Source organism: Hydrogenophaga sedimenti (assembly GCF_051857515.1).
Lineage (GTDB): Bacteria > Pseudomonadota > Gammaproteobacteria > Burkholderiales > Burkholderiaceae_C > Hydrogenophaga.
The window spans coordinates 348667-370487 of record NZ_JBPZHA010000003.1 but is presented as its reverse complement, the minus strand read 5'-3'; the positions used below and the strand labels follow the sequence as shown (position 1 = coordinate 370487).

Sequence of the window (21821 nt, the reverse complement as noted above, 5' to 3'; positions counted from 1 at the left end):
CTGCTAGGACTTTCCCTAGGGAAGTCCTGTCATACAGTTCCGGGGCGGACACGCGGCGGCTCAAGAAGCCGTCTGTGCTGTCGAACCTGTGGGTGCATCGCCGGGACGCAAGGATGGGCGCACCTTTTCCACAGGGCGCAGGCCGCTCACGTGGCGCCAACGGTCCAGGGGGCAAAAGAACACCAAACACCGCCACCCATGCTTTTTCTCCTTTCCCTGCTGCTGATGGTCTGGGTCTCGCTGCGCTGGGCCTCACACCTGATGAGCTCGCCGGCCGACCGTTTCTGGGTCTTTGTGGCCGTCCTGATGCTGCAGGTTGGTGGCATCACTAGCCTGACCTCCCTGGTCCACCAGCTGACCCCGACGGGGTGGTTGCTGGTGCAGGGGCTGATGGGTGCTCTGACCCTATCGTTCACGGGGGGCTGGCGCGGGCACGCGCTGCAGGGTGTCGGGCAGTCCGGGCGCCGGCTGCGCTCGGGGCTGGCCGCGTTGGTCGGTGGGCTTTCGGGGTGGGGTCGCCTGCTGCTGTGCGTCGTCGGCGCGGTTGTCCTGCTGGCGACGGTGAGGCAGGGAATGGCGCCGCTGCGGAACTCGGACGACTGGCTCTACCACGCCACCCGGGTCATTCACTGGGTCCAGAACCGCAGCGCGTTCCCCTACGACGCGCACATCTTCCAGCAGAACATCGTGCCGTTCGGCAGCGAACTGTTTTTCCTGTGGCCGGTGCTGCTGACCAAGTCGGAGCTGGCCGGCCGCCTGGTCTTCGGGATGGCGTTGCCGCTGGTGGCCGTGGGGCAGTACCTGCTCCTGCGGGCGCTCCGGTTGGGGCAGACCGCGGCCCTGGCGGGGGTGCTGGTCCTGGTCTCGACGCCGCTGGTGCTCGCTAGCACGACGGGCCTCAAGCCGGAAATCTGGGCGATCCTGAGCCTGCTCGGTCTCGCCCACTGGGCGCTGACGGTAGGCGCTGCGCCGGGACCGGTCCGGTGTTTCTTTCTGGGCGTGTTCGCTGTGCTGTGCATCAATGTCCGGTCGTTCCCGGTGGTGCTGCTGCCCAGCCTGGTGCTGATCGTGTGGTGGGCATCCGGCGAGCTGTCGCGCGCCCGGCGGCTGAAGTTCCTGGCGACGGGAGGACTGTGCGCAGGCCTGCTGAGCGCGCTGCTGATCCCGCTGGTCTTCAACACCATCAACCACGGCCATCCGATGGGGCCCGAGCTGGCGCAGCAAGGGGTGAAGGCGAAGATCGAACCACAGGTCATGTACACGCATGCGGTGCGCTTTGCCTTCCAGTCGCTGGAGTTGCCGGTGGTGCCGGTTTCCGAGAAGGGGCGCACCGGCTTCAGCCGGGTGGCCAACCAGGCGATCGATGCCCTGGGGGCCGGCCGGCCCCTGGACGGGGAAGCGAATGGCTTCTGGCCGGGCCGGTTCGTCTACGCACTGCCGGGATACGCCGCCCGGTACTCGCTGTGGGGCCTGTTCTGGTTGCCGGTGTTGCTGGTGGCACTGGTGCACGTGGCGCGCAACCTGGTGTCGACATGGCCCCGCGTCCGGCTGACCGATGCCTCGGTGCTGGCGCTGCTGGCCATTCCTCTGTGGGGGGCGATCCTGTTCGGGGCGCGCTGGATGGTCCATTCCGACGTGCCCGGTCGGTTTCTGGTGGGTGCCTATGCGCTGACCCTGACCCTGGGGATCACGGTGCTGCTTCCGCACCTGTCGGGCCGCCGCGTTGCCGGGGCACTGGCGGCGGCGGCGGTCGCCTACGCCGCGTTCCAGCCGGTCCGTTCGCTGGTCCAGGAGGTGTTGCAGCAGGCCACGCCCGGGGCGGCGCCCGGCGTGGTGCTCGACGAGCCGTTCAGCGAGGTGACCAGATCGGTGCTGCCCGCCGGGTCCCGCGTGCTGCTCATCGGCGACAAGGACACGCGCGAATACCCGCTCTTTGCGCCGGACGCGCACTACGCCAATGTGGTGATCCCGTGGGGCACCGGTGGCTTCGATCCGGTCCGGATGCGGCGGCTCATGGACACGGAGCGGGTGACCCATGTGTTGATCCACAACGATCAGCAGGCGAGATACCGCTGGTTGTCGACCGAAGAAGTTCGCCTGTTCGCGCAGTGGCTCGGGGCGGAGACCGGCCTGCGGGAGATTCCGCTGCGTTCGCCCGGCCTGCGGCTGTACGAGGTGAAGGCGGCTGCGAAGCCGAACGAGACGCCGTTCGGCGTCGCGCAAGGGCCTTCGGCCGCGCCACTGGTCGCCATCGCGCCCCCGCTCCGGGGCCAGGTGGGCCTCGATCCGGCCATGTGGCTGACACCGTGGCCGATCGAAGACCAGGGCGGCAGCGAACGCGGATTCCTGTGGCTGGGCCAGGGCTATGCCGAGGGGCTGGAGTTCGCCCTCTGGTCGCGGCAGGAGCGCGACGTGGAGCTGCGGTTCGATGTGCTGCCCGGCCCCGGTCTGACCACCCCTGACCGGCGGATCCTGTTGCTGCACGACGATGTGCCGGCGAGAGGCGTCCGTGCGTTCCGCGGCGCGGCCTCGGTCGCCGTGCGCACCCGTCTGCATGCCGGGCGCAACCTGCTGAGCCTGATGGCGCTGGACATCGCCACCGTCAACCCATTGCCCAATGGCGATGCCCGCAACCTGGTCGTCGGCCTGAACGGCGTTCGCGTCGAACCGGCGCCGCCCGGTCCCGCCGACGGGCGCGAGCACCGCGGGTCGGACGAGGCGCTGGCGTCGAGTGCACAGCTGGCCGTCGGGCTGATCCACCGGCGGCAGCAGGCCGACGGCTACTGGTTCACCTCGCACACCGCCGGGACGCACTTCGAAGGGCCCGGACGGGAGATGAACACCTACGTCACCGCCCTGATGGTCGATCTGCTCGGGTCCGGGTCGGCGGCGCTGGCGGGCAGCCTGGAGCGGGCCCGCCACCACCTGCGCAGCCAGATCGAGTCCGGTGGCCTGGTCCGGTACCACGGCAAACCCGGCGGGCGTGCCAACACCGAAAACAGCATGTGCACCATCACGCCCGACACCGACGACACCGCGCTGGTGTGGCGCCTGGCGCCCGGCGATGGGTCGTTGCGACCGGCCGCGCTGGAGACGCTGCGGCGCTACCGCACCGGCGAAGGCCTGTACCAGACCTGGCTGGCGCAACCTGGTCACACCCAGTGCCTCAACCCCGGTTCCGATCCGAATCCTCCCGATGTCGCCATCCAGATGCACTTGCTGATGTGGCTTGCGCAGGTCGATCCGCCCGAAGCCCGGTCGCTCTGCAACGCGCTGCGCAAGTCCGTCGGCGAGGAACGCCTGTGGGTGTACTACCGCCGGGCGCCACTTGTCCCGGTGCTGCGACAACCCGACATGAAGGCCGCCGGCTGCGAACTGCCGCTGCCGGCGGCGCGGACTCAGACCGACATTGCCGGGCAGCAGATCTGGCTGGATGCTGTTCGCATGTTGGTGCAGCTGGAAGAAGGCAATGGACCCGCCAGGAGTGAGGTGCTTCAGTTGTTGCAGGAGTTGTCGAAAGACCGGTTCACACCGGTGCGCCAGAACCCTCCCATGCTCTACCACAACGACCTCTCCGCCTCGGTGTCCCGTTACTACTGGTCGGAAGACGTGGGGTACGCGATCTGGCAGCGCCTGTACCAGCTTGGCGTGGAGGTGCGGCCATGATGCTGGAGCGACCCCATGGTGCGCGATGGGCATTGCGGCTGCTGTCGTGCATCCGTTACGACGAAGTTCTGGTGCTGCAGGGGGCGCCCCTGCTCGGCGCGGTATTCGGCATGGGGCCAATGACGGGCGACAGCCTGTGGCTATTGACCTGGCTGACGGTCGGCAACGCCTTGCTGGTGGCCCACGTGTTTCTGCTCAACGACTGGGCCGGCGTGCATCAGGACCTGCTCGATCCGGCGCGGTCCTCCGGCGTGTTTCTCAAGCGGGGTGTCCAGAGCCATGAGATCGGTGTGCTGACCATGGTCACCTTGCTGCTGGGCCTTGCGACGTTTGCGCAGCTGGGGCCGACGACCCTGTCGCTGGGGCTGCTGATCGCGGCCGCCAGCGCCTTGTATTCCGTCCCCGGGGTGTCTGTGAAGGGCGTTCCGGTGGCCAACTCGCTGCTGCACCTGGTCAGCGGGGTGCTGCATTTCCTGATGGGCTATTCGGTGTTCCGCGGGCTGGACGCCAACGGTCTGGAAATCGGCCTGTTCTTCGCCTTGGTGTTCAGTGCGGGACACCTGACGCAGGAGGTTCGGGATTGCGAGGCCGACGGGCGCAGCGGCATCCAGACCAATGCGGTGCGGTTTGGCCCGAGGCGGTGCTTCGCTGTTGCATTCGGGCTCTTCACCGTCGCCAACGTGCTGTTGGTCGTGTTGGCAATGCAGGGAGCGGTGCCATCGACGCTGGCGGGCGTGGTGGCCGTTACCTATCCGCTGCATGCCCTGTGGACACTGCTCGCCTGGCGCGACGGATTGCCGTTCCGGAGTGTGCGGCGGCTGCAGGTACGCTATCGTCTGCTGTACGCGGGCATCGGCATGGTCATGATCCTGTCCGTGCTGCTGGCCTGAAGAGCGCCGCCCATCGAGGCGGGACGAGGCCCGCCGCCCGCGTCGGTGACACCCAACGTGACAGGACCATCGCCATGGCTCCCCTGACTCCCCTGCGCTCCGGTGCCGCGCTGCGCGCCAGCGCCCGCCCGCCGTCGAAAGACGAGCTGTCGGAAATCCCCTGGCTGGACGGCCTGACCGAGTCCGAACGCCAGCGCGCGCTCGATGCGCTGGTGGTCAACGAGGTGCAGGTCGGCGAGCTGATCTGCCGCATCGGGCGCCCGGCCACCTACTGGTTCGGCCTGCTCGACGGCCTGCTCAAGATGAGCAACGACGACTCGCAGGGCGCGGTCATCACCTTCACCGGCGTGGCGCCCGGCGGCTGGTTCGGCGAGGGCACGGTGCTCAAGCGCGAGCAGTACCGCTACAACATCCAGGCGCTGCGCAAGAGCCGCGTCGCCGGCCTGCCGGTCGACAACTTCCACTGGCTGCTGGACCACTCAATCGGTTTCAACCGCTTCGTGATGAACCAGCTCAACGAGCGGCTGGGCCAGTTCATCGCGGCGCGCGAGATCGACCGCATCTCCAGCCCCGACCTGCGGGTGGCGCGCAACCTGGCCGCGCTGTTCCACCCGCTGCTCTCGCCCAACGTGGGCGGCATCCTGCGCATCACGCAGCAGGAACTGGCCTATCTCGTGGGCCTGTCGCGCCAGCGGGTGAACGAGGCGCTCACCACGCTGTCGGCCAAGGGCTGGATCCGGGTCGAGTACGGCGGCCTGCGCGTGCTGGAGCTGCAGGCGCTGCGCAGCGGCGAGCTGTGACCCCTGCGATGCGCTGTCGCGCGTGACCGCCGGACGCTGCCGTGGGATCATCGGGGCATGACCGACACACCCAAGAAAACGCTGCAGCTCAAGGCCCAGCCTGCCGCCGCCAAGCCGGCCGCGCCCCGCGCCCCCGTGCGCCCGCGCGGCCCCGCCCGTGCCCGGCCGCTGTCCGAAGTGCAGGCCGAACGCGCCAAGCGCGAAGCCGCCTGGGCCGCCCAGAGACCCGAGGGCGGCGACCGCTCCGACCGCGCTGAGCGCGCTGACGCCCCACGGGGCGCAGGCCCCCGCGGCCGGGACGACGCGCCCCGCGGCTACGGCCCCCGGGGTGGCGGTCCGCGCGCCGACGCTCCCCGTCTGAGCAACGCCGACAAGCGGCCCACGCCGCCTTCCGGCCCCCGTTCTGCGCCCGAAGGCATGCGTCCGGCCCGCCCGCCGCGCGATGCCCGGCCCGACCTGGCCCGGGTAGGCAACGTCAACGGCGAGGTGCGGCTGAACAAGCGCATGGCCGATCTCGGCCTGTGTTCGCGCCGCGAGGCCGACGAGTGGATCGCGCGCGGCTGGGTGCTGGTCAACGGCCAGCCGGCCGTGATGGGCCAGCCGGTGCCGCCCGACGCGCAGGTCGAGGTGCTGCCGCAGGCCCGCCACCAGCAGGCCGGCCAGGTCACCATCCTGCTGCACAAGCCGGTGGGCTATGTGAGCGGCCAGCCGGAAGACGGCCACGAAGCCGCCGCCACGCTGATCGGCGCGCCCAGCCAGTGGCGCGGCGATGCCCGCACACCAAGCGACGGGCGACGCTTCGCACCCGAACACACCCGGGGCTTGGCGCCCTGCGGCCGGCTGGACATCGACTCCACCGGCCTGCTCGTGCTCACGCAGGACGGCCGCATCGCGCGCCAGCTCATCGGCGAGAACAGCGGCATCGAAAAGGAATACCTGGTGCGCGTGCAGTGGGCGCCCAACGGCCCGCAGGGCGCCGGCCTGGTCACCCAGAACGTGCAGGCGATCTTCCCGCCCGAGCAGCTGGCGCGGCTGCGCCATGGTCTGAGCCTGGACGAGCAGCCGCTCAAACCCGCGCAGGTCGACTGGATGAACCCCGAACAGCTGCGTTTCGTCCTCCAGGAAGGCAAGAAGCGCCAGATCCGCCGCATGTGCGAGCAGGTCGGCCTGCACGTGGTGGGCCTCAAGCGCATCCGCATCGGCAATGTCGTGCTGGGCAACCTGCCGGTGGGGCAGTGGCGGTATCTGGGCGCGAACGAGGGGTTCTGAGTCCGGCTCTGCAGGGCGAGATCGCGGCACAGCGTCTTTAGGGAGCCATGCCCAGGCGCGACGGGGAGCGCCGCCCACAATGGCCCATGACCGCCCGCACCCCACCCAATCCTCAAAAAGCCGCTGTCCTGCGCCACGTCCGCCCGGCGGACCTGAAGGCCGCCGCGCAGCTTGCCGCCCAGGCGACGCATGGCGTCATCAACCTCACCGAGGGCGTGCACCAGGCGGTGCGGCGGCGACTGGGTTTTTCCTCGGGGGCTTCCCAGGAGCAGGCCAGCGGGCTCACGGGGCAGATCTACCAGGTGGTGCGCGGGGTGACCCGGCTGGTGGGCTGGGGCACCGATGCGGCGCTCGGCGCCCTGCTGCCCCTGGTCGACGACCCGGCCACACACCCTGAAGCCTCGCCCGGGCGCGAGGCCGTGCTGGCGGCGCTCAACGGCGTGCTGGGCGACCGGCTGCAGCTCACCGGCAACGCGCTGGCCCAGCCCATGCTGCTGCGCCACGGCGGCCAGACGCTGGCGCTGAACCCGCCGTCGTTGCAGGCGGCGCTGGGCGCGCGGGCCGGTCCGCATCTGCTGCTGCTGGTCCATGGCCTGTGCATGAACGATGCGCAGTGGCGGCGCGATAAGCACGATCACGGTGAGTTCCTGGCCGGCGCGCTGGGCTGCACGCCGGTCTACCTGCGCTACAACTCCGGCCTGCACACCTCGACCAATGGCCGCGAGCTGGCGGCGTTGCTGGAGCGGCTGGTGGCGGCCTGGCCGGTGCCGCTGGAGCGCATCACCATCGTGGGCCACAGCATGGGTGGCCTGGTGTCACGCTCGGCGGTGCAGGTGGCGCGCGCGGCCGGCCAGCGGTGGCCGTCGCGGCTGCGCGAACTGGTCTTCCTGGGCACGCCGCACCACGGCGCACCGCTGGAGCGGGCGGGCCACGGGGTCGATCTGCTGCTGGCCGCCACCCCCTTCACCGCGCCCTTCACCCGGCTGGGCCAGTTGCGCAGCGCGGGCATCACCGACCTGCGCCACGGCCATGTGCAGGACGCCGACTGGCAGGGCCGCGACCGCTTCGGCTCGCCCGAAGACCGCCGCGTGCCGCTGCCCCTGCCCGACGGCGTGGCCTGTTTCGCTGTGGCGGCGACCCTGGCCGGACAGCGCGGATTGCTGGCGGACCGGCTGACCGGCGATGGTCTGGTGCCGCTGCGCAGTGCGCTGGGGCAGCACGACGACCCGGCGCGGCAGCTGGCGTTTGCGCCCGGCCACCAGCAGATCGCCTGGCGCACCGGCCATCTCGATCTGCTCTCCAGCCGGCCGGTGGCCGAGCAGTTGCAGGCCTGGCTGGCGGCCGGGCGCGCTCCGGCTTGAAAAGCCGCCGGGCGCCCATAATTGCGCCCTCGCAAGCGCCGCACGCCCGCCGCCGGGCCGGGCGGTGATGCCCCTTTTTCCGACCTTCTGACCTCGAACGAAGCATGAGCAAACAAACCCTGAACTTCCAGGCCGAAGTGGCCCAGCTGCTGCACCTCGTCACCCACTCGCTGTACTCCAACCCCGAGATCTTCCTGCGCGAGCTGGTCTCCAACGCGTCGGACGCCTGCGACAAGCTGCGCTTCGAGGGCCTGAACGACCCGGCGCTGTTCGAAGACGCGCCCAACCTCGACGTGCGCGTGGCCTTCGACCAGGGCGCCAGGACCATCACCATCACCGACAACGGCATCGGCATGAGCCAGGCCGAGGCGGTCGAGCACCTGGGCACCATCGCCAAGAGCGGCACCAAAGACTTCATGGGGCGCCTGAGCGGCGACCAGAAGAAGGACGCGCAGCTGATCGGCCAGTTCGGCGTCGGCTTCTATTCGGGCTTCATCGTCGCCGACCAGATCGTGGTCGAGTCGCGCCGCGCCGGCCTGCCGGCGGCCGAGGGCGTGCGCTGGACCAGCGGCGGCACGGGCGACTTCGAGGTCGAGACCATCGAACGCGCCGCGCGTGGCACCACCATCACACTGCACATCCGCGAGGACAAGACCGAGTTCCTGAGCCACTGGAAGCTCAAGTCGCTGATCTCCAAGTACTCCGACCACATCAGCCTGCCGATCCTGATGCAGAAGGAAGAGTGGGACGCGGAGAAGAGCGAGTACGTGCAGCAGGACGAGTGGGAAGCCGTGAACTCGGCCAACGCGCTCTGGGCCCGCAGCAAGAAGGACATCAGCGACGAGCAGTACGCCGAGTTCTACAAGAACCTCAGCTACGACCAGGAAGCGCCGCTGGCCTGGAGCCACAACCGCGTCGAAGGCAGCACCGAGTACACGCAGCTGCTCTACATCCCGGCCAAGGCGCCGGGCGACCTGTGGAACCGCGACCGCAAGGCGGGCATCAAGCTCTACGTCAAGCGCGTCTTCATCATGGACGAGGCCGAGAGCCTGATGCCCTCGTACCTGCGCTGGGTCAAGGGCGTGGTCGATTCGGCCGATCTGCCGCTGAACGTCAGCCGCGAGCTGCTGCAGGAAAGCCGCGACGTGAAGGCGATCCGCGAAGGCAACACGCGCCGCGTGCTGTCGCTGCTGGACGACCTGGCCAAGGACGCCGACAAGTACACCGCGTTCTACGGCGAGTTCGGCTCCGTGCTCAAGGAAGGCCTGGGCGAGGACTTCACCAACCGCGACAAGCTCGCCAGGCTGCTGCGCTTTGCCTCGACCCAGAACGACGCGGTCACCGTGTCGCTGGCCGACTACAAGGCCCGCATGAAGGAAGGCCAGTCGGCGATCTACTACATCACCGCCGACAGTGCGGCCGCGGCGCGCAACAGCCCGCAGCTGGAGGTGTTCCGCAAGAAGGGCATCGAGGTGCTGTTCATGACCGACCGGGTCGACGAGTGGGCGCTGTCCTACCTCAACGAGTTCGACGGCACGCCGCTGCAGAGCGTGGCCAAGGGCGCGGTGGACCTGGGTCAGCTGCAGGACGAGGAAGAGAAGAAGGCGGCCGAACAGGCGGCCGAAACCTTCAAGCCGGTGCTGGAGAAGCTCAGGGAAAGCCTCAAGGACAAGGCCAAGGACGTGCGGGTGACCACGCGCCTGGTCGATTCGCCGGCCTGTCTGGTGGTGGAGGACGGCGAGTACTCGACGCAGCTGGCGCGCCTGATGAAGTCGGCTGGCCAGAAGGCGCCCGAGGTCCGGCCGATCCTGGAGATCAACGCCGAACACGCCCTGGTGAAGAAGCTCGACGGCTCGGCCCATTTCGACGACCTGGCCCACATCCTGTTCGACCAGGCCCTGCTGGCCGAGGGAGGCCTGCCGGACGATCCGGCCGCCTATGTGCGGCGCGTCAATGCGCTGCTGGTCTGAGCACTGCGGCGCAAAGGCGACAGTCCCAAGCCCGGGCGGGTATTCCGCCCGGGTTTTTTTTCGTTCGGACGGTGCGGGCGGGGGGGCGCTTCCGTGAAACCCGTCACAGATGACTACACTGGCAGATTGGGAGTTTTCTATTGGGGTGAAAAGCCCCGCCACCGATGACAGCCACTCGCCGTGCATCCCCAGCGACCGTTTGATCCCGTTGTCACCTTTCGCAACAGCCAGGGCGAAGCCGCGCGCGGCACGCTGACCAGCCTCCAGCGCCGGTCGCTGGTGCTGGAGATCTACAACCCCTATTCGATCGTCCAGGTCAGCGAGGTCCTCAGCGACCTCGTGATCCGCTCGGGCGATCGCGCCATCTACCAGGGCAAGGCCGTGGTGGTCAGCCTGCTCAACACCGGGCTGATGGCGGTGGCCTCGCTGGCCCTGATCGACGAGTGGTCGGACCTCAACCTGACGCGCGGCAATGTGCGCGAGGTGGGGCTGGAGGCCTCCCGGTTCGTCGAGGACTGGGAGCAGCGCTTCCGTGTCAAGGAGAGTTACCAGGTCGCGGTCAGCGAGTTCCGGGCCTTCCTGGCGGAGACCGCGCGCTGGATCGACCAGGCCGACATGCTCGACTCGCTGCCCAAGGGCAGCGACGGCCGGCTGACCGATGCGGTGTTCTGGGCCATGGCCGAGCCGCTGATGATCAAGGGCAAGAGCTTCCTGGTCCGGCTGGAGGGCGAGGCGGCGAGCGTGCCGCCCGAGGACGCGCTGCTGCACCGCAGCTATGCGCAGGCGGCCCTGCACCCGCTGGTGCTGCGGGCGCCCTTTGTCTACCGGACCTTTGCCAAGCCGCTGGGTTATGCGGGCGACTACGAGATGGTCAACCAGCTGCTGGGCGATCCCCGGCAGGGCAGCAGCACCTACATCCAGCTGGTCAACGCGACCTTCCTGCGGGCCGCGGTGGCGCAGGCGCACCGCAACCGCATCGACATCCTGGTCAAGTACCTCCAGCGGGCGGTGGCGCAGGGTGCCAAGGAAGGGCGCCAGATCCGCATCCTGAACATCGGCTGCGGCCCGGCGGTCGAGGTGCAGCGCCTGATCGCGTCCGGGGCGGACCTGGGCCGGCTGAGCTTCACCCTGCTCGATTTCAGCGGCGAAACCCTGGACTACACGCGCGCGTGCATCGCCGCCAGCCTGGAGCGGCACGGACGCCAGCTGGACGTGAACTACGTGCAGGAATCGGTCCACGACCTGCTCAAGCGGCCGTCCCGGGCCGCGGCCCTGGTGGGGGCGGAAGGCTACGACTTCATCTATTGCGCCGGCCTGTTCGACTACCTGTCCGACAAGGTCTGCACGCGCCTGATCCGCTACTTCATGAGCCGGGCCAATGCCGGCGCGCGGATGCTGCTGACCAACGTGCATTCGAGCAATCCCGAGCGCCACGGCATGGAGCACCTGCTGGAGTGGCACCTGATCTACCGGGACGAGGCGCAGATGGCCGGCGTGATGTCGGAGGTCGGCGCGCCGGTGGAGATGTACACCGACGCCACCGGCGTCAACCTCTTTGCCGAGACCACGCTGCCCGCGCGGCCGACCGGAGGCGCGACGGCGGAATGAGGGCGCGCGACACCTCCCCCTACGAGCAGCAGCTCTCGGCGTTCCGGCTCGCCTACAGCAAGGCGGGCGGCATCACCTCGATCGTGCTGGTGCTCGCCGGGGTGGGGCTCGACTTCTTTTCGTACCCCGACCAGCTGGGCCGCTTCCTGTCGCTGCGCGTGATCGTCGCGATGCTGACCGGCGGGGTGCTGGCCCTGCTGTACACACCGTTCGGCCGGGCGCAGGTGCGGGTGCTGACCATGGTCTGGCTGCTGCTACCCCAGATGATGATCGCCTGGATGATCTGGCTCACCAGCGGGGTGGAGTCGATCTATTTCGTGGGGCTGCACCTGGCGATGTACGCGGTCGGCATCATCCTGCCCATCACCTTCTACGAAAGCATCGGCTTCGGGGTGGTGACGCTGGCGCTGTACCTGATGGCCTGCCTGCTGCATCCCGAAGGGGCGACCGACACCGGCAAGCTCTACACCAACAGCCTGTTCATCGTCTTCTCGGTCATTGCCAGCGCGGTCTGCACCTGGTTCAACGAACGGGCCCGGCTGCGCCTGTTCGAGCTGCAGCACGAGGTCGCGCTGAACAACGACAAGCTGCAGGAAACCAACCGGACGCTGGCCGAGGTCAAGGGCCAGCTGCTCCAGCGCGAGAAGATGGCCGCGATCGGCACGCTCTCGGCCGGCTTGCTGCACGAACTCAACAACCCGGTGAACTACAGCCTGATGGCGGTCAACATGGGGCTGAGCGTGCCGTCCGCCAAGACCGACGAGATGCTCAAGGAGAGCCTGGAGGATGCGCGCGAAGGCCTGACGCGGGTGCAGAACATCGTCACCGACCTCAAGACCTTCGCCTACCAGAAGCCGGGCGAGGACAGCCAGCGGCCCTTCCTGCTGGAGCATGCGGTGCGGTCGGCGGTGCGGCTGGCCGGCTACGAGATCAAGGGCATCGAGATGGTCATCGAAATGCCGCAGGACACCCACGTGATGGGCGACGAACCGGCCATCATCGGGGTGCTGATCAACCTCCTGAGCAACGCCGGCAGCGCACTGCAGAAGGTCCAGCGCGAGCAGCCCAGGATCGAGATCCGCGTCACGCCGCAGGGCGACCGGCTGCGCGTGGCGGTGCGGGACAACGGGCATGGCATCGACCCGGCCCACATCGGCCGCGTGTTCGAGCCGTTCTTCACCACGCGCGACGTCGGCGCCGGGCTGGGTCTGGGGCTGAGCGTCAGCTACGGCATCGTCCAGCGCCACGGCGGCACGCTGTCGGTCGACAGCGTGCAGGGGGAATGGACCGAGTTCGTCTTTGATCTGCCGAGGCCTCCGCGATGAATCCCGCCGGTCCGTCCACCACCCTGTCTCCGCAGGAGGTCCGGGTGGTCCTGCTGGTCGACGACGAGCCGCAGGCGCTCAAATGGTTCTCGCGCCTCTACAGCGACGAGTTCGTGGTGCTGACCGCCGGCGGGGCGGACGAGGCGCTGGCGGTCCTGCGTGAGCGGGGCCATGAGGTGGCGGTGCTGCTGACCGACTACCGCATGCCGCAGCAGGACGGTGTGCTGCTGCTGTCGACCGTGAGCCGCGAGTACGAACACGTCTCCCGGTTGCTGATGTCGGCCTACGCCGACAAGGACGTGGCCATGGCCGCGGTCAATCAGGGACATGTGGAGCAGATCCTCGAAAAGCCGCTGGACGAGACGGTGACCCGGCAGGCGCTGCGCGACGCGCGCGCCGCCTGCCACCGGCGCCTGCGGGACCAGGCGCTGCTGCGGCGGCGCGACGAGAATCTGCGCGAAACGCTGGGTTTTCTGGCGCACGAGGTGCGCACGCCGCTGGCGACCGTCAGCGGCTACCTCCACGCCATGCGCGAGCGGCAGCAGGCGCCGGCCTGCGGCAGCACCGAACTGGCCTGCCTCACGCAGCGCCGGCCGGGGGAATTCCAGGCCATGCTGGACGCGGCGCTGCGCCGCACCGACTACGCCCAGTCGCTTGTAACAAGCTTTGTGCGCACCGCGCGGGACGCTTACCATGCCGATGAGGCCGCCTCGCAACTGGCCAGCGATCTGGTGAAGTCGGTGCGCGACGGCTATCCCTTCGATGGGGCCGAGGCCGGCTGGCTGTCGTGCGACCTGGCGCAGGATTTCGTGCTGCCGGGGCAGCGCGACCTGCTGTATCTGGTGTTGTGCACGCTGGTCAAGAACGCGCTGCTGGCGCTGCACGCCGCACCGCCGCCACAGCCGGCGATCCGCATCGGACTGGACGTCGAGGCGGGCGCACCGGTGATCCGGGTCGGTGACAACGGGCCGGGCATCGCGCCCGAGGTGCTGGAGCGGCTCACGCGGGAACCTGTCACGACCCGCGCCGAGCAAGGTGGTCACGGCATGGGGCTGGTGTTCTGCCGGCGCGTCATGCAGTCGCTGGGAGGCGACATCGAGGTGCAGTCCCCGCCGGGCGGGGGAGCGAGCATCTGTCTGTATTTCAAGTTCAGGGAAGAAGAAAAAACAACATGAGGTATCCCGATGAAACCCGAAAAGATCCTGTACGTCGACGACGAAGCCATCGCCCTGAAGTACTTTGAGCGGCTGGTGGGGCCGCTGGCGCCCGTGCTGACCGCCATTTCCGTGGAGGAGGGGCGCGCGGTGCTCGGTACCCACGGGTCGGAGATCGCGGTGCTGGTCTGCGACCAGCGCATGCCCGGCGAACGGGGCAACGAACTGCTGCGCCATGCGCGCCAGCACTACCCGCACATCGTGCGCATGCTCACGACGGCGTATTCGGAACTCGGCGAAGCGATCGACGCCATCAACACCGGCGAGATCTACCGCTACATCGCCAAGCCCTGGGAACTCGAATCGCTGCGCGCCGACCTGCGCAACGCGCTGGAGCTGGCGACGCTGCGCCACGAGCGCGACGAGCTGATGCGCGACCGCATGGTGGCGCAGCAGGGGCAACTGGTGGCGGCACGGCTGGGCTCCCTGCTGGTCGCCTGTGCCGGCGTCAGCGAGACGGCGTACGAGCGCGCGCTGTTCCGTTTCGCGCGGGCCGCGCAGGCGGTCGGCAGCCGGGAGGCGGCGATCGACTGGAACCAGTGGGACCACGCGGACCTGCAGCAGGCCGAGGCGCAGCGCAGCGTCGCGATCGCCGCACAGCTGCGGCGCTGGCTGCAGCGCTGGGGCGCCTTCACCGGCGAGGGGCCGGCGCAGGACGTGCTGGCCCAGGCGCTGGGGGGTGAGCACCGCCCGGATGGCGTGCTGCTGAGGCAGACGAAGGGGTTGACGGAACTGCTGTCGGCGCCCGCCGGCCAGGTGGTCACGGCCGAGGACTGCCTCTGGCTGGCCTGGCAGCTGTGGACCGAAGGGCGCTTTTCGGTCGCGGGGTCCGCAGGCGCCTGGCGCGTCGCGCCAGCCGCCGCCGACCCTTTGCCGGTGGACTGGCTGGCCGACGCGATGGAGCGCCTGCGCGGCTGACGCCGTGGCTCAGACCAGGGTCAGGCCAACTTCGATGTTGCCGCGGGTGGCGTTGGAGTAGGGGCAGACCTGGTGGGCGGTGTCGATCAGGTCCTGGGCCACGGCGCGGTCGATGCCGGGCAGGCTGATCGCCAGGCGGGCAGCGATGCCGAAACCGGCCGGGATCGGGCCGATGTCCACTTCGGCGTCGATCGAGGCGTCGGCCGGAATGGCGACCTTCTTCATCGCGGCCACGTGCTTGAGCGCACCCATGAAACAGGCCGAATAACCGGCGGCAAACAGCTGCTCGGGGTTGGTGGCCGTGCCGGCGCCGCCCATGGCCTTGGGCGGGCTGAGCTTGACGTCCAGCAGTCCGTCGTCGCTGCGCGAGCTGCCTTCGCGGCCACCGGTGGTGTGGGCGCGGGCGGTGTAGACAACTTTCTGGAGGGGGGTGGTCATGGTCGTTCCTTTCGGGGTGGGTGCTTCGGGTTGAAGCGGGTGGAAATGGGTGGAAGACGGATCAGGCGGTCAGCCGGTCGCGCAGGGTCTGGATCTGGCGGGTCAGCGCCAGGGCTTCGGACACGTCGCATTGCGCGGCCTGCAGCACGCAGCCCGGAATGCGCTGGGCGCGGGTCTTGAGCCGGCGGCCGTCGGCGGTGAGGCGGATCAGCACGCGGCGTTCGTCGGCCGCATCGCGCAGCCGCGACACCAGGCCGGCGGCTTCCAGCCGCTTGAGCAGCGGGGTGAGCGTGCCGGAGTCCAGGGACAGCCGTTCGCCCAGCTCGGAGACGGCCACGCCGTCCTGCTCCCACAGCACCAGCAGCGCCAGGTATTGCGGGTAGGTCAGGCCCAGCTCGTCGAGCAGCGGCTTGTAGAGCTTGGTCATGGCCAGCGAAGCCGAATACAGCGCGAAGCAGAGCTGATGGTCCAGCCGCAGGGCCTGCTCGGTCAGTGCGGTGTCTCGGGGGGTGTTGCGGGAAGCCATGGCACGCACTGTAGGTGGCAATTCAATTGTGTGCAATTGAATTGCTGATAACCTTTTTGGCGCCAAGGTTGTCGCCGCGGCCCCGCGGCGCACCCCGGCCGCTTGTGTCAGGCCGCCAGCGGCAGCGCGTGCAGGTCGATCAGCCGGTAGCTGGCGCGGGCGTCGTTCTGGTCGACGGTGACCATGCCGATGCGGTCGCCATTGGGCAGGCGCACCTCGGTCTGCACGCCCGCGTGCGGCGGGATCAGCACCTCCACCTCGCCCACCAGCAGCGCCGTCAGCTGGTCGCCCAGGTGGGTGATCAGGATGCGCCGGGGCGCGGTCACCGGTGCGGCGCCGGGCCACAGGCGGCGCTGCAGGTCGATCAGGGGCACGGCGCGGCCGCGCCACTCCACCGATCCGGCCCGGCCATCGGCCGAGACCTTGGCGTGGAACCCGGTCGGCAGCGGCACGATTTCCTGCAGCTGGTGGATCGGCGCGGCAAAGCGCGAACGCGCCTGGAACACCACCAGGGCTTCGCGGTTGCGCTGCGCTGCCTGCGTGCTCCGTCCCTCGCGGGCCGACGCGCCGCGCAGGCTGATGGCGCTGACGCTGAAACCGCGGACCAGCGCGGCGGGGTCCACCAGGCGGATCTGCTCGCCGTCGGCCTGCAGCACGAGACCGGTGCAGGCGGCGGTACACAAGCCCTGTGTGCTGGCGGCCGGCTGCACGCTGGCGCGCGAAAAGGAGCGCACCTGGTCCATGCCGTGGCAGGGCAGGGCGATGCAGTGGTCGGCGTCCGTCACGACCGCCACCCAGGGCGCCCCGTCCACGCTGTCGGGGCTGCCCAGCGGCGGCATCGGGTCCACCAGCGGCACATCGCGTTCGCGCCAGCGCAGCATGCCCAGCAGACCGCTGCCGCTGCCCAGCACGGCCTGCAGCGGTGGCCTGGGCAGGACCTCGGCCAGGGCCGTGGCGGGAACCCCGTACAGGCGCTGCCCGATGCGGATGACCGCGAAGCGGCCCGCGCTCTCGCCCAGAGAGGCTGCGTCGGCGCGCTGCGCCATCGCCTGCCGCTCGCCCGCCGCGGCCGTCCAGGCCTGTGCCTGCTGCATCAGCAACCCGGCGTCCAGCAGGCCGAGCAGCTCGCGCTGCGGCCCGACCGTGGCCATGCTGTGGAAGAACTCGCCGGGCTGGTTGTCGTGGTGCAGGCGCTGGATGTCGCTGGCGGCGATGCGTGCGAGGCCGCTCACCGCGTCGATCAGCAGACCAATCCAGGCGGCGCCATCGGTGAGGATGGCGATGTGCGGCGGGGTCTCGCACGCCGCGCCAGGACCACCCGCGCGCCAGAGCGCGAGGTTCACCACCGGCACGGGGCGGCCGCGGAAGCTGGTCACGCCGGCCAGCGTCTGGCTGGCGCGCGGCAGGCTGGCCAGCGAACGCGGGCGCGGCACCACCTGCACCACCGCGGTGGCGTCGATGCCGATGCGCTGGCCGTTCACTTCCAGCAGCGCGAACACCCCGGGCTGCGCCGGGGGCGCGGCATCGGGTGTGTCGTCCGTCGTGCCGGCGGTCATGTTCAGGGACCGACCGTGGCCTGCTTGAGTTCGTCGAGCAGGGTGGCCACATGCCGGGTGGCGCTGGCCTGTTCGGAGGTTGCGCCGTGGATCTGGCCGATCGACTCGGTGGTGTTGCCGACAGAGCGCACGATCAGGTTGAAGGCCTCTTCGACCTGCTCCGAAATGCGGCTGCCTTCTTCCACCCGGTGGCCGGTTTCGTTGATCAGCTTGGCGATCTCGCGGGCCGCATTGGCCGACTTCTCGGCCAGCTTGCGCACCTCGTCGGCCACCACCGAGAAGCCCAGGCCGTGTTCGCCCGCGCGCGCCGCCTCGATCGCGGCGTTGAAGGCGAGCAGGTGGGTCTGGCCGGCGATCTCGCTGATGGTCTCGATGATTTCGTGGATGTCGTCCGACGACTTCTGGATCTCGACGATCGCCTGGCGCGACCTGGTCAGCAGGCGGCTGCCGTCCTCGGCCTCCTGCTGGGTCTGCTGGGCCAGGCCGTTGGAGCGCTGCGAGCTGTCGGTGATGCTGGTGATCGAGCCCGAGAGGTCGCCCAGCACGCCGGAGATGGCGCCCACCTTGTCGGTGATCTGCCGCTCGCGCTTGACCTGCTCGGTGATGTCCATCGCGAACTTGACGATCTTGTAGGGCCGGCCGTCGACGTCGAGGATGGGGTTGTAGGTGGCCTGGATCCAGACCGTGGCGTCGTGCTTGCCGATGCGGCAGAAGCGCCCGCTCTGGAATTTGCCTTCGGCCAGATCGGCCCAGAAGTTGCGGTACGCCGGCGACTGCACCAGCTCGGTGGTGCAGAACATGCTGTGGTGCCGGCCTTCGATCTCCTGCGCGGTGTAGCCCAGGGTGCGCAGGAAGTTGTTGTTGGCCGTCAGCACGTTGCCCTGCAGGTCGAACTCGATCACCGCCTGCGAGCGCGAGATGGCGTCAATCTTGCCTTTGGACTCGGAGGCCTGGCGCTTGTTCTCCGTGATGTCGGTGGCGAACTTCACCACCTTCACCGCCCGGCCGCTGGCGTCGAAGATCGGGTTGTAGCTGGCCTGGATCCAGATGTCCTGTCCCTGCTTGCCCAGGCGGTGGTACTCGCCGGCGTTGAACTCTCCGTGGCCCAGCCGGTCCCAGAACGCCAGGTATTCGGGCGAGCGGGCGAAGGCCGGGTCGCAGAACAGTCGGTGGTGCTGGCCCACCACCTCGTCGAGCTGGTAGCCGAAGGTGTCGAGGAAGTTCTGGTTGGCCGAGAGCACCTTGCCGGTCAGGTCGAACTCGATCACGGCCTGGACCCGGTTGATGGCCTGGTTCTGGCCCTCGAAGCTGGCGGCGCGGCTCTTGGCCTCGGTGATGTCGGTGGCGAACTTCACCACCTTGAGCACGGTCCCGTCGGCGTCGACCACGGGGTTGTACGAGGCCTGCAGCCAGATGTGGCGCCCGCCCTTGGCGATGCGCAGGTATTCGCCGGTGTCGGTGGCGCCGCTGCCCAGGCGGGACCAGAAGGCGGCGTATTCCGGGGTGCTGGTCTGTGCCGGGGTGCAGAACATGCGGTGGTGCCGCCCCTGGATCTCGTCCAGCGAGTAGCCCATCGCGGCCAGAAACACCGCGTTGGCGTGCAGGATGGTGCCGTCGGGCGCGAACTCGATGATGGCCTGGATGCGTTGGATGGCGTCCAGGATGGCGGTCTGCGCCAGGCGCTCGCTGTCGGCGGTGGCCGAGGCTTCTTGCGGGGAATAGGCGGTCATCGGTGTGCTTCCTCGGTGGGCGCAAACCCCAGAGCGGCGCAGCCGACGGCCGACCGGATGCCCCAGGTTCGCTCCAGATGTATCGAGCGGAATCGACCTTAACTTGAGGACTTCCGGGGCATCGCCCGGAAATGGCGCCCTTGCGGGGGCCACTTCCCGGTGCCCGACCGCCACCACCGGCCGGTTCAGGCCACCAGCGGTTCGTTCTGCATCTCTTCGATCTGCTCGACCAGCATGTCCACCTGGCCCTGCCAGTAGTCGCGGCTGCCGAACCAGGGGAAGTTGATCGGGAACGCGGGATCGTCCCAGCGGCGCGCGATCCAGGCGCTGTAGTGGATCAGGCGCAGGGTGCGCAGCGGCTCGATCAGGGCCAGCTCGCGCCGGTCGAAGGCGCGGAACTGCTCGTAGCCGTCGACCAGGGCGCCCAGCTGCTGCGTCTGCTGGCGCCGGTCGCCCGAGAGCAGCATCCACAGGTCCTGCACCGCCGGGCCGGTGCGGGCGTCGTCCAGGTCCACGAAGTGCGGCCCGGCGCCGCTCTGGCCTTCGGGGGTCCAGAGGATGTTGCCCGGGTGGCAGTCGCCGTGCAGGCGGATGCGGGCGATGCCGTCCGGGTCGGCGGGAGGCTGGGCTCGCAGTGCCGGATGGGCCTCGATCAGCGCCAGGGCCTCGGTCAGCGCCGCCGCCCAGGCGGTCTGCACCTCGGGCGCGATCATGCGGTGCTCCATCAGCCAGTCGCGCGGCTCGTGGGCGAAGGCCGCCACGTCCAGCGCCGGCCGGTGGTCGAACGGGCGCGCCGCGCCCACGCTGTGGATGCGTGCCAGGAAGCGGCCAATCCATTCCAGCACGTCGAAGTCGTCCAGCTCGGGCCGGCGCCCGCCGCGCCGCGGGCTGACCGAGAAGGCGAAGCCGCCGAAGTGGTGCAGGGTCTGGCCACCGATCGCCAGCGGCGGCACGGCGGGGATCTCGGCCGCCACCAGTTCGGCCGCGAACGCGTGTTCCTCGGCGATCTGGGCATCGCTCCAGCGGCCGGGCCGGTAGAACTTGGCGACCACCTGCCCGTGGCCGTCGAACGGCGATTCGAGGTGGATCTGGTAGACCCGGTTCTCGAAGCTGTTGAGCGCGCTCATGCGACCGTCGCCCCACAGACCGATGGCGCCCAGGGCGTCCTGCACCACGTCGGGGGTGAGGGCGCTGTAGGGATGGGTGTGGGCAGCGCTGGCGGGCAGGTTCATGCGGGCATTGTCGCTGCGCCTGCGTGCCAGAATCGCAGGATGTCGAGAAACCGCCGAGCCCGCATTCACCTCATCCGCCAGGGCCTTGTGTACTCCCTGGCGCTGTGTCTGCTGATCCTGCTGATGGGTGGGCTGGGCTTCTGGTGGCTGGAGCCGGGCATCCACTCGTTCCAGGACGGGCTCTGGCTGGCCTTCACCACCGCCGCCACCGTGGGTTATGGCGACCTGGTGCCGCGCACCCATGTCGGCCGGGCCTTCTCCGTGCTGGTGGTGCTGCTGGGACTGGCGGTGCTCTCCCTGGTGACCGCCTCGCTGGCGGCGCTGTTCGTGGAGCAGGAGGTCGAGCAGGAGGAGCGCCAGATCGAACGCGACCTGATGCGCGAACTCCATGCCCTGCGCCGCCAGGTCGAGCATCTGCACGAACGGCTGGACCGCGCGATGGCGCCCCGTGAACAGGACACCCCATGAAGACCCCGAAAACCCTGCAGGAACAGCTGCCCGAACTGCGCGAAGGCCAGTCGGTCGAGCTGCTCAAGGAGCTGCACATCCTCACCCGCGAGGGCAAGCTCAACCAGGACACGCGGCGCAAGCTCAAGCAGGTCTACCACCTGGTGCAGTTCATCGAGCCGCTGCTCGACGAAGTGCTGAAGGCGCGCGGCGACGTGGTGCTGGCCGACCACGGGGCGGGCAAGTCCTACCTCGGCTTCATCCTGTACGACCTGTTCTTCAAATCGAAACCGGTGGGCTCGGTCCATGGTGTCGAGACGCGCGCCGAGCTGGTCGAGAAGTCGCGCGCGCTGGCGCAGCGGCTGGGTTTTGCCCGCATGGGCTTTCTGGCGACCACGGTGCAGCAGGCGCTGGACCATCCCGACCTGCCGGCGCAGATCGATGTGGTGACCGCGCTGCACGCCTGCGACACGGCGACCGACGACGCGATCGCCTTCGGGCTGGCGCGGCAGGCGCGTTTCATGGTGCTGGTGCCGTGTTGCCAGGCCGAGGTGGCCTCGGTGATGCGGCAGCACAAGGCGCTGTCGCTCTCGCGCACGCCGCTGGCCGAGCTCTGGCGGCACCCGCTGCACACGCGCGAGTTCGGCAGCCAGATCACCAACGTGCTGCGCTGCCTGCAGCTCGAAGCCCACGGCTACCAGGTCACGGTGACCGAGCTGGTGGGCTGGGAGCACTCGATGAAGAACGAGCTGATCCTGGCGCGCCGCCAGGACGGCGGACAGGCACAGCGCCAGCGCGCGCGCGAACGGCTGGCCCAGATCCTGGACGAACTGGGCCTGCAGCCGCTGCGCGAGCGCTTCGCGGTCTGACC

17 protein-coding genes are annotated in these 21821 nt (G+C 69.2%); 12 read left to right on the top strand and 5 right to left on the bottom strand.

Annotated elements, in window-relative coordinates; all coding sequences use genetic code 11:
- Positions 1-198: 198 nt before the first annotated feature.
- From ACS5NL_RS06815 to ACS5NL_RS06770, 10 genes are all read left to right on the top strand, one after another.
- Positions 199-3666: a hypothetical protein gene (locus ACS5NL_RS06815; protein ID WP_439352885.1), complete on the top strand. Its 3468-nt coding sequence runs from the start codon at positions 199-201 to the stop codon at positions 3664-3666.
- Positions 3663-4556, top strand: coding sequence for a UbiA family prenyltransferase (locus ACS5NL_RS06810; RefSeq protein ID WP_439352884.1), 894 nt, complete (start codon positions 3663-3665; stop codon positions 4554-4556). Before ACS5NL_RS06815 ends, ACS5NL_RS06810 begins: the two co-directional genes overlap by 4 nt.
- Before the next feature lie 74 nt (positions 4557-4630).
- Positions 4631-5356 carry a Crp/Fnr family transcriptional regulator gene (locus tag ACS5NL_RS06805; RefSeq protein ID WP_439352883.1) on the top strand — a complete coding sequence of 242 codons (726 nt, stop codon included), beginning with the start codon at positions 4631-4633 and terminating at the stop codon, positions 5354-5356.
- Positions 5357-5413: 57 nt separating this feature from the next.
- Complete coding sequence (locus ACS5NL_RS06800; RefSeq protein ID WP_439352882.1) at positions 5414-6625, top strand: pseudouridine synthase; 1212 nt, start codon at positions 5414-5416, stop codon at positions 6623-6625.
- A gap of 86 nt (positions 6626-6711) precedes the next feature.
- Positions 6712-7986: an esterase/lipase family protein gene (locus tag ACS5NL_RS06795; protein WP_439352881.1), complete on the top strand. Its 1275-nt coding sequence runs from the start codon at positions 6712-6714 to the stop codon at positions 7984-7986.
- Between the two features lie 104 nt (positions 7987-8090).
- Entirely contained in the window at positions 8091-9956 is a 1866-nt protein-coding gene (gene htpG, locus ACS5NL_RS06790) for a molecular chaperone HtpG (protein WP_439352880.1), read from the top strand.
- Positions 9957-10136: 180 nt separating this feature from the next.
- Positions 10137-11564 (top strand): class I SAM-dependent methyltransferase, encoded by a 1428-nt coding sequence (locus tag ACS5NL_RS06785; protein WP_439352879.1) that lies wholly within the window; start codon positions 10137-10139, stop codon positions 11562-11564.
- The gene (locus tag ACS5NL_RS06780; RefSeq protein WP_439352878.1) at positions 11561-12889 is read left to right on the top strand and encodes a sensor histidine kinase; all 1329 of its coding nucleotides are present in this window, start codon (positions 11561-11563) and stop codon (positions 12887-12889) included. Before ACS5NL_RS06785 ends, ACS5NL_RS06780 begins: the two co-directional genes overlap by 4 nt.
- Entirely contained in the window at positions 12886-14064 is a 1179-nt protein-coding gene (locus tag ACS5NL_RS06775; RefSeq protein ID WP_439352877.1) for a hybrid sensor histidine kinase/response regulator, read from the top strand. Before ACS5NL_RS06780 ends, ACS5NL_RS06775 begins: the two co-directional genes overlap by 4 nt.
- A gap of 9 nt (positions 14065-14073) precedes the next feature.
- Positions 14074-15021, top strand: coding sequence for a response regulator (locus ACS5NL_RS06770; RefSeq protein ID WP_439352876.1), 948 nt, complete (start codon positions 14074-14076; stop codon positions 15019-15021).
- Between the two features lie 9 nt (positions 15022-15030).
- Here the strand turns inward: ACS5NL_RS06770 and ACS5NL_RS06765 are convergent, their stop codons facing one another.
- The 5 genes from ACS5NL_RS06765 to ACS5NL_RS06745 all read right to left on the bottom strand — a co-directional run bounded on the left by ACS5NL_RS06765 (position 15031) and on the right by ACS5NL_RS06745 (position 20503).
- A complete protein-coding gene (locus ACS5NL_RS06765) occupies positions 15031-15459 on the bottom strand; it encodes an organic hydroperoxide resistance protein (RefSeq protein WP_439352875.1) in 429 nt (142 codons plus the stop codon).
- 61 nt (positions 15460-15520) lie between these two features.
- Positions 15521-15985, bottom strand: a complete 465-nt coding sequence (locus ACS5NL_RS06760) for a MarR family winged helix-turn-helix transcriptional regulator (protein ID WP_439352874.1) — start codon at positions 15983-15985, stop codon at positions 15521-15523.
- Positions 15986-16092: 107 nt separating this feature from the next.
- Positions 16093-17541: a chemotaxis protein CheW gene (locus ACS5NL_RS06755; protein ID WP_439352873.1), complete on the bottom strand. Its 1449-nt coding sequence runs from the start codon at positions 17539-17541 to the stop codon at positions 16093-16095.
- 2 nt (positions 17542-17543) lie between these two features.
- Positions 17544-19271, bottom strand: a complete 1728-nt coding sequence (locus ACS5NL_RS06750; RefSeq protein WP_439352872.1) for a methyl-accepting chemotaxis protein — start codon at positions 19269-19271, stop codon at positions 17544-17546.
- Positions 19272-19456: 185 nt separating this feature from the next.
- The gene (locus ACS5NL_RS06745; protein ID WP_439352871.1) at positions 19457-20503 is read right to left on the bottom strand and encodes a serine/threonine protein kinase; all 1047 of its coding nucleotides are present in this window, start codon (positions 20501-20503) and stop codon (positions 19457-19459) included.
- Positions 20504-20542: 39 nt separating this feature from the next.
- Here ACS5NL_RS06745 and ACS5NL_RS06740 point away from each other — a divergent pair, with 39 nt between their 5' ends.
- Positions 20543-20971: a potassium channel family protein gene (locus tag ACS5NL_RS06740; protein ID WP_439352870.1), complete on the top strand. Its 429-nt coding sequence runs from the start codon at positions 20543-20545 to the stop codon at positions 20969-20971.
- Positions 20968-21819: a class I SAM-dependent methyltransferase gene (locus ACS5NL_RS06735; RefSeq protein WP_439352869.1), complete on the top strand. Its 852-nt coding sequence runs from the start codon at positions 20968-20970 to the stop codon at positions 21817-21819. Before ACS5NL_RS06740 ends, ACS5NL_RS06735 begins: the two co-directional genes overlap by 4 nt.
- Positions 21820-21821 lie beyond the last annotated feature (2 nt).

Excerpts from the sequence above, each read along its gene's own strand:
- ACS5NL_RS06795 (WP_439352881.1), top strand. The coding sequence starts at position 6,712 with ATGACCGCCCGCACCCCACCCAATCCTCAAAAAGCCGCTGTCCTGCGC.
- ACS5NL_RS06770 (WP_439352876.1), top strand. The coding sequence starts at position 14,074 with ATGAAACCCGAAAAGATCCTGTACGTCGACGACGAAGCCATCGCCCTG.
- ACS5NL_RS06805 (WP_439352883.1), top strand. The coding sequence starts at position 4,631 with ATGGCTCCCCTGACTCCCCTGCGCTCCGGTGCCGCGCTGCGCGCCAGC.
- ACS5NL_RS06740 (WP_439352870.1), top strand. The coding sequence starts at position 20,543 with ATGTCGAGAAACCGCCGAGCCCGCATTCACCTCATCCGCCAGGGCCTT.
- ACS5NL_RS06765 (WP_439352875.1), bottom strand. The coding sequence starts at position 15,459 with ATGACCACCCCCCTCCAGAAAGTTGTCTACACCGCCCGCGCCCACACC.
- ACS5NL_RS06760 (WP_439352874.1), bottom strand. The coding sequence starts at position 15,985 with ATGGCTTCCCGCAACACCCCCCGAGACACCGCACTGACCGAGCAGGCC.
- ACS5NL_RS06750 (WP_439352872.1), bottom strand. The coding sequence starts at position 19,271 with ATGACCGCCTATTCCCCGCAAGAAGCCTCGGCCACCGCCGACAGCGAG.
- ACS5NL_RS06775 (WP_439352877.1), top strand. The coding sequence starts at position 12,886 with ATGAATCCCGCCGGTCCGTCCACCACCCTGTCTCCGCAGGAGGTCCGG.
- ACS5NL_RS06735 (WP_439352869.1), top strand. The coding sequence starts at position 20,968 with ATGAAGACCCCGAAAACCCTGCAGGAACAGCTGCCCGAACTGCGCGAA.
- ACS5NL_RS06800 (WP_439352882.1), top strand. The coding sequence starts at position 5,414 with ATGACCGACACACCCAAGAAAACGCTGCAGCTCAAGGCCCAGCCTGCC.
- ACS5NL_RS06780 (WP_439352878.1), top strand. The coding sequence starts at position 11,561 with ATGAGGGCGCGCGACACCTCCCCCTACGAGCAGCAGCTCTCGGCGTTC.
- ACS5NL_RS06745 (WP_439352871.1), bottom strand. The coding sequence starts at position 20,503 with ATGAACCTGCCCGCCAGCGCTGCCCACACCCATCCCTACAGCGCCCTC.
- htpG (WP_439352880.1), top strand. The coding sequence starts at position 8,091 with ATGAGCAAACAAACCCTGAACTTCCAGGCCGAAGTGGCCCAGCTGCTG.
- ACS5NL_RS06810 (WP_439352884.1), top strand. The coding sequence starts at position 3,663 with ATGATGCTGGAGCGACCCCATGGTGCGCGATGGGCATTGCGGCTGCTG.
- ACS5NL_RS06755 (WP_439352873.1), bottom strand. The coding sequence starts at position 17,541 with ATGACCGCCGGCACGACGGACGACACACCCGATGCCGCGCCCCCGGCG.
- ACS5NL_RS06815 (WP_439352885.1), top strand. The coding sequence starts at position 199 with ATGCTTTTTCTCCTTTCCCTGCTGCTGATGGTCTGGGTCTCGCTGCGC.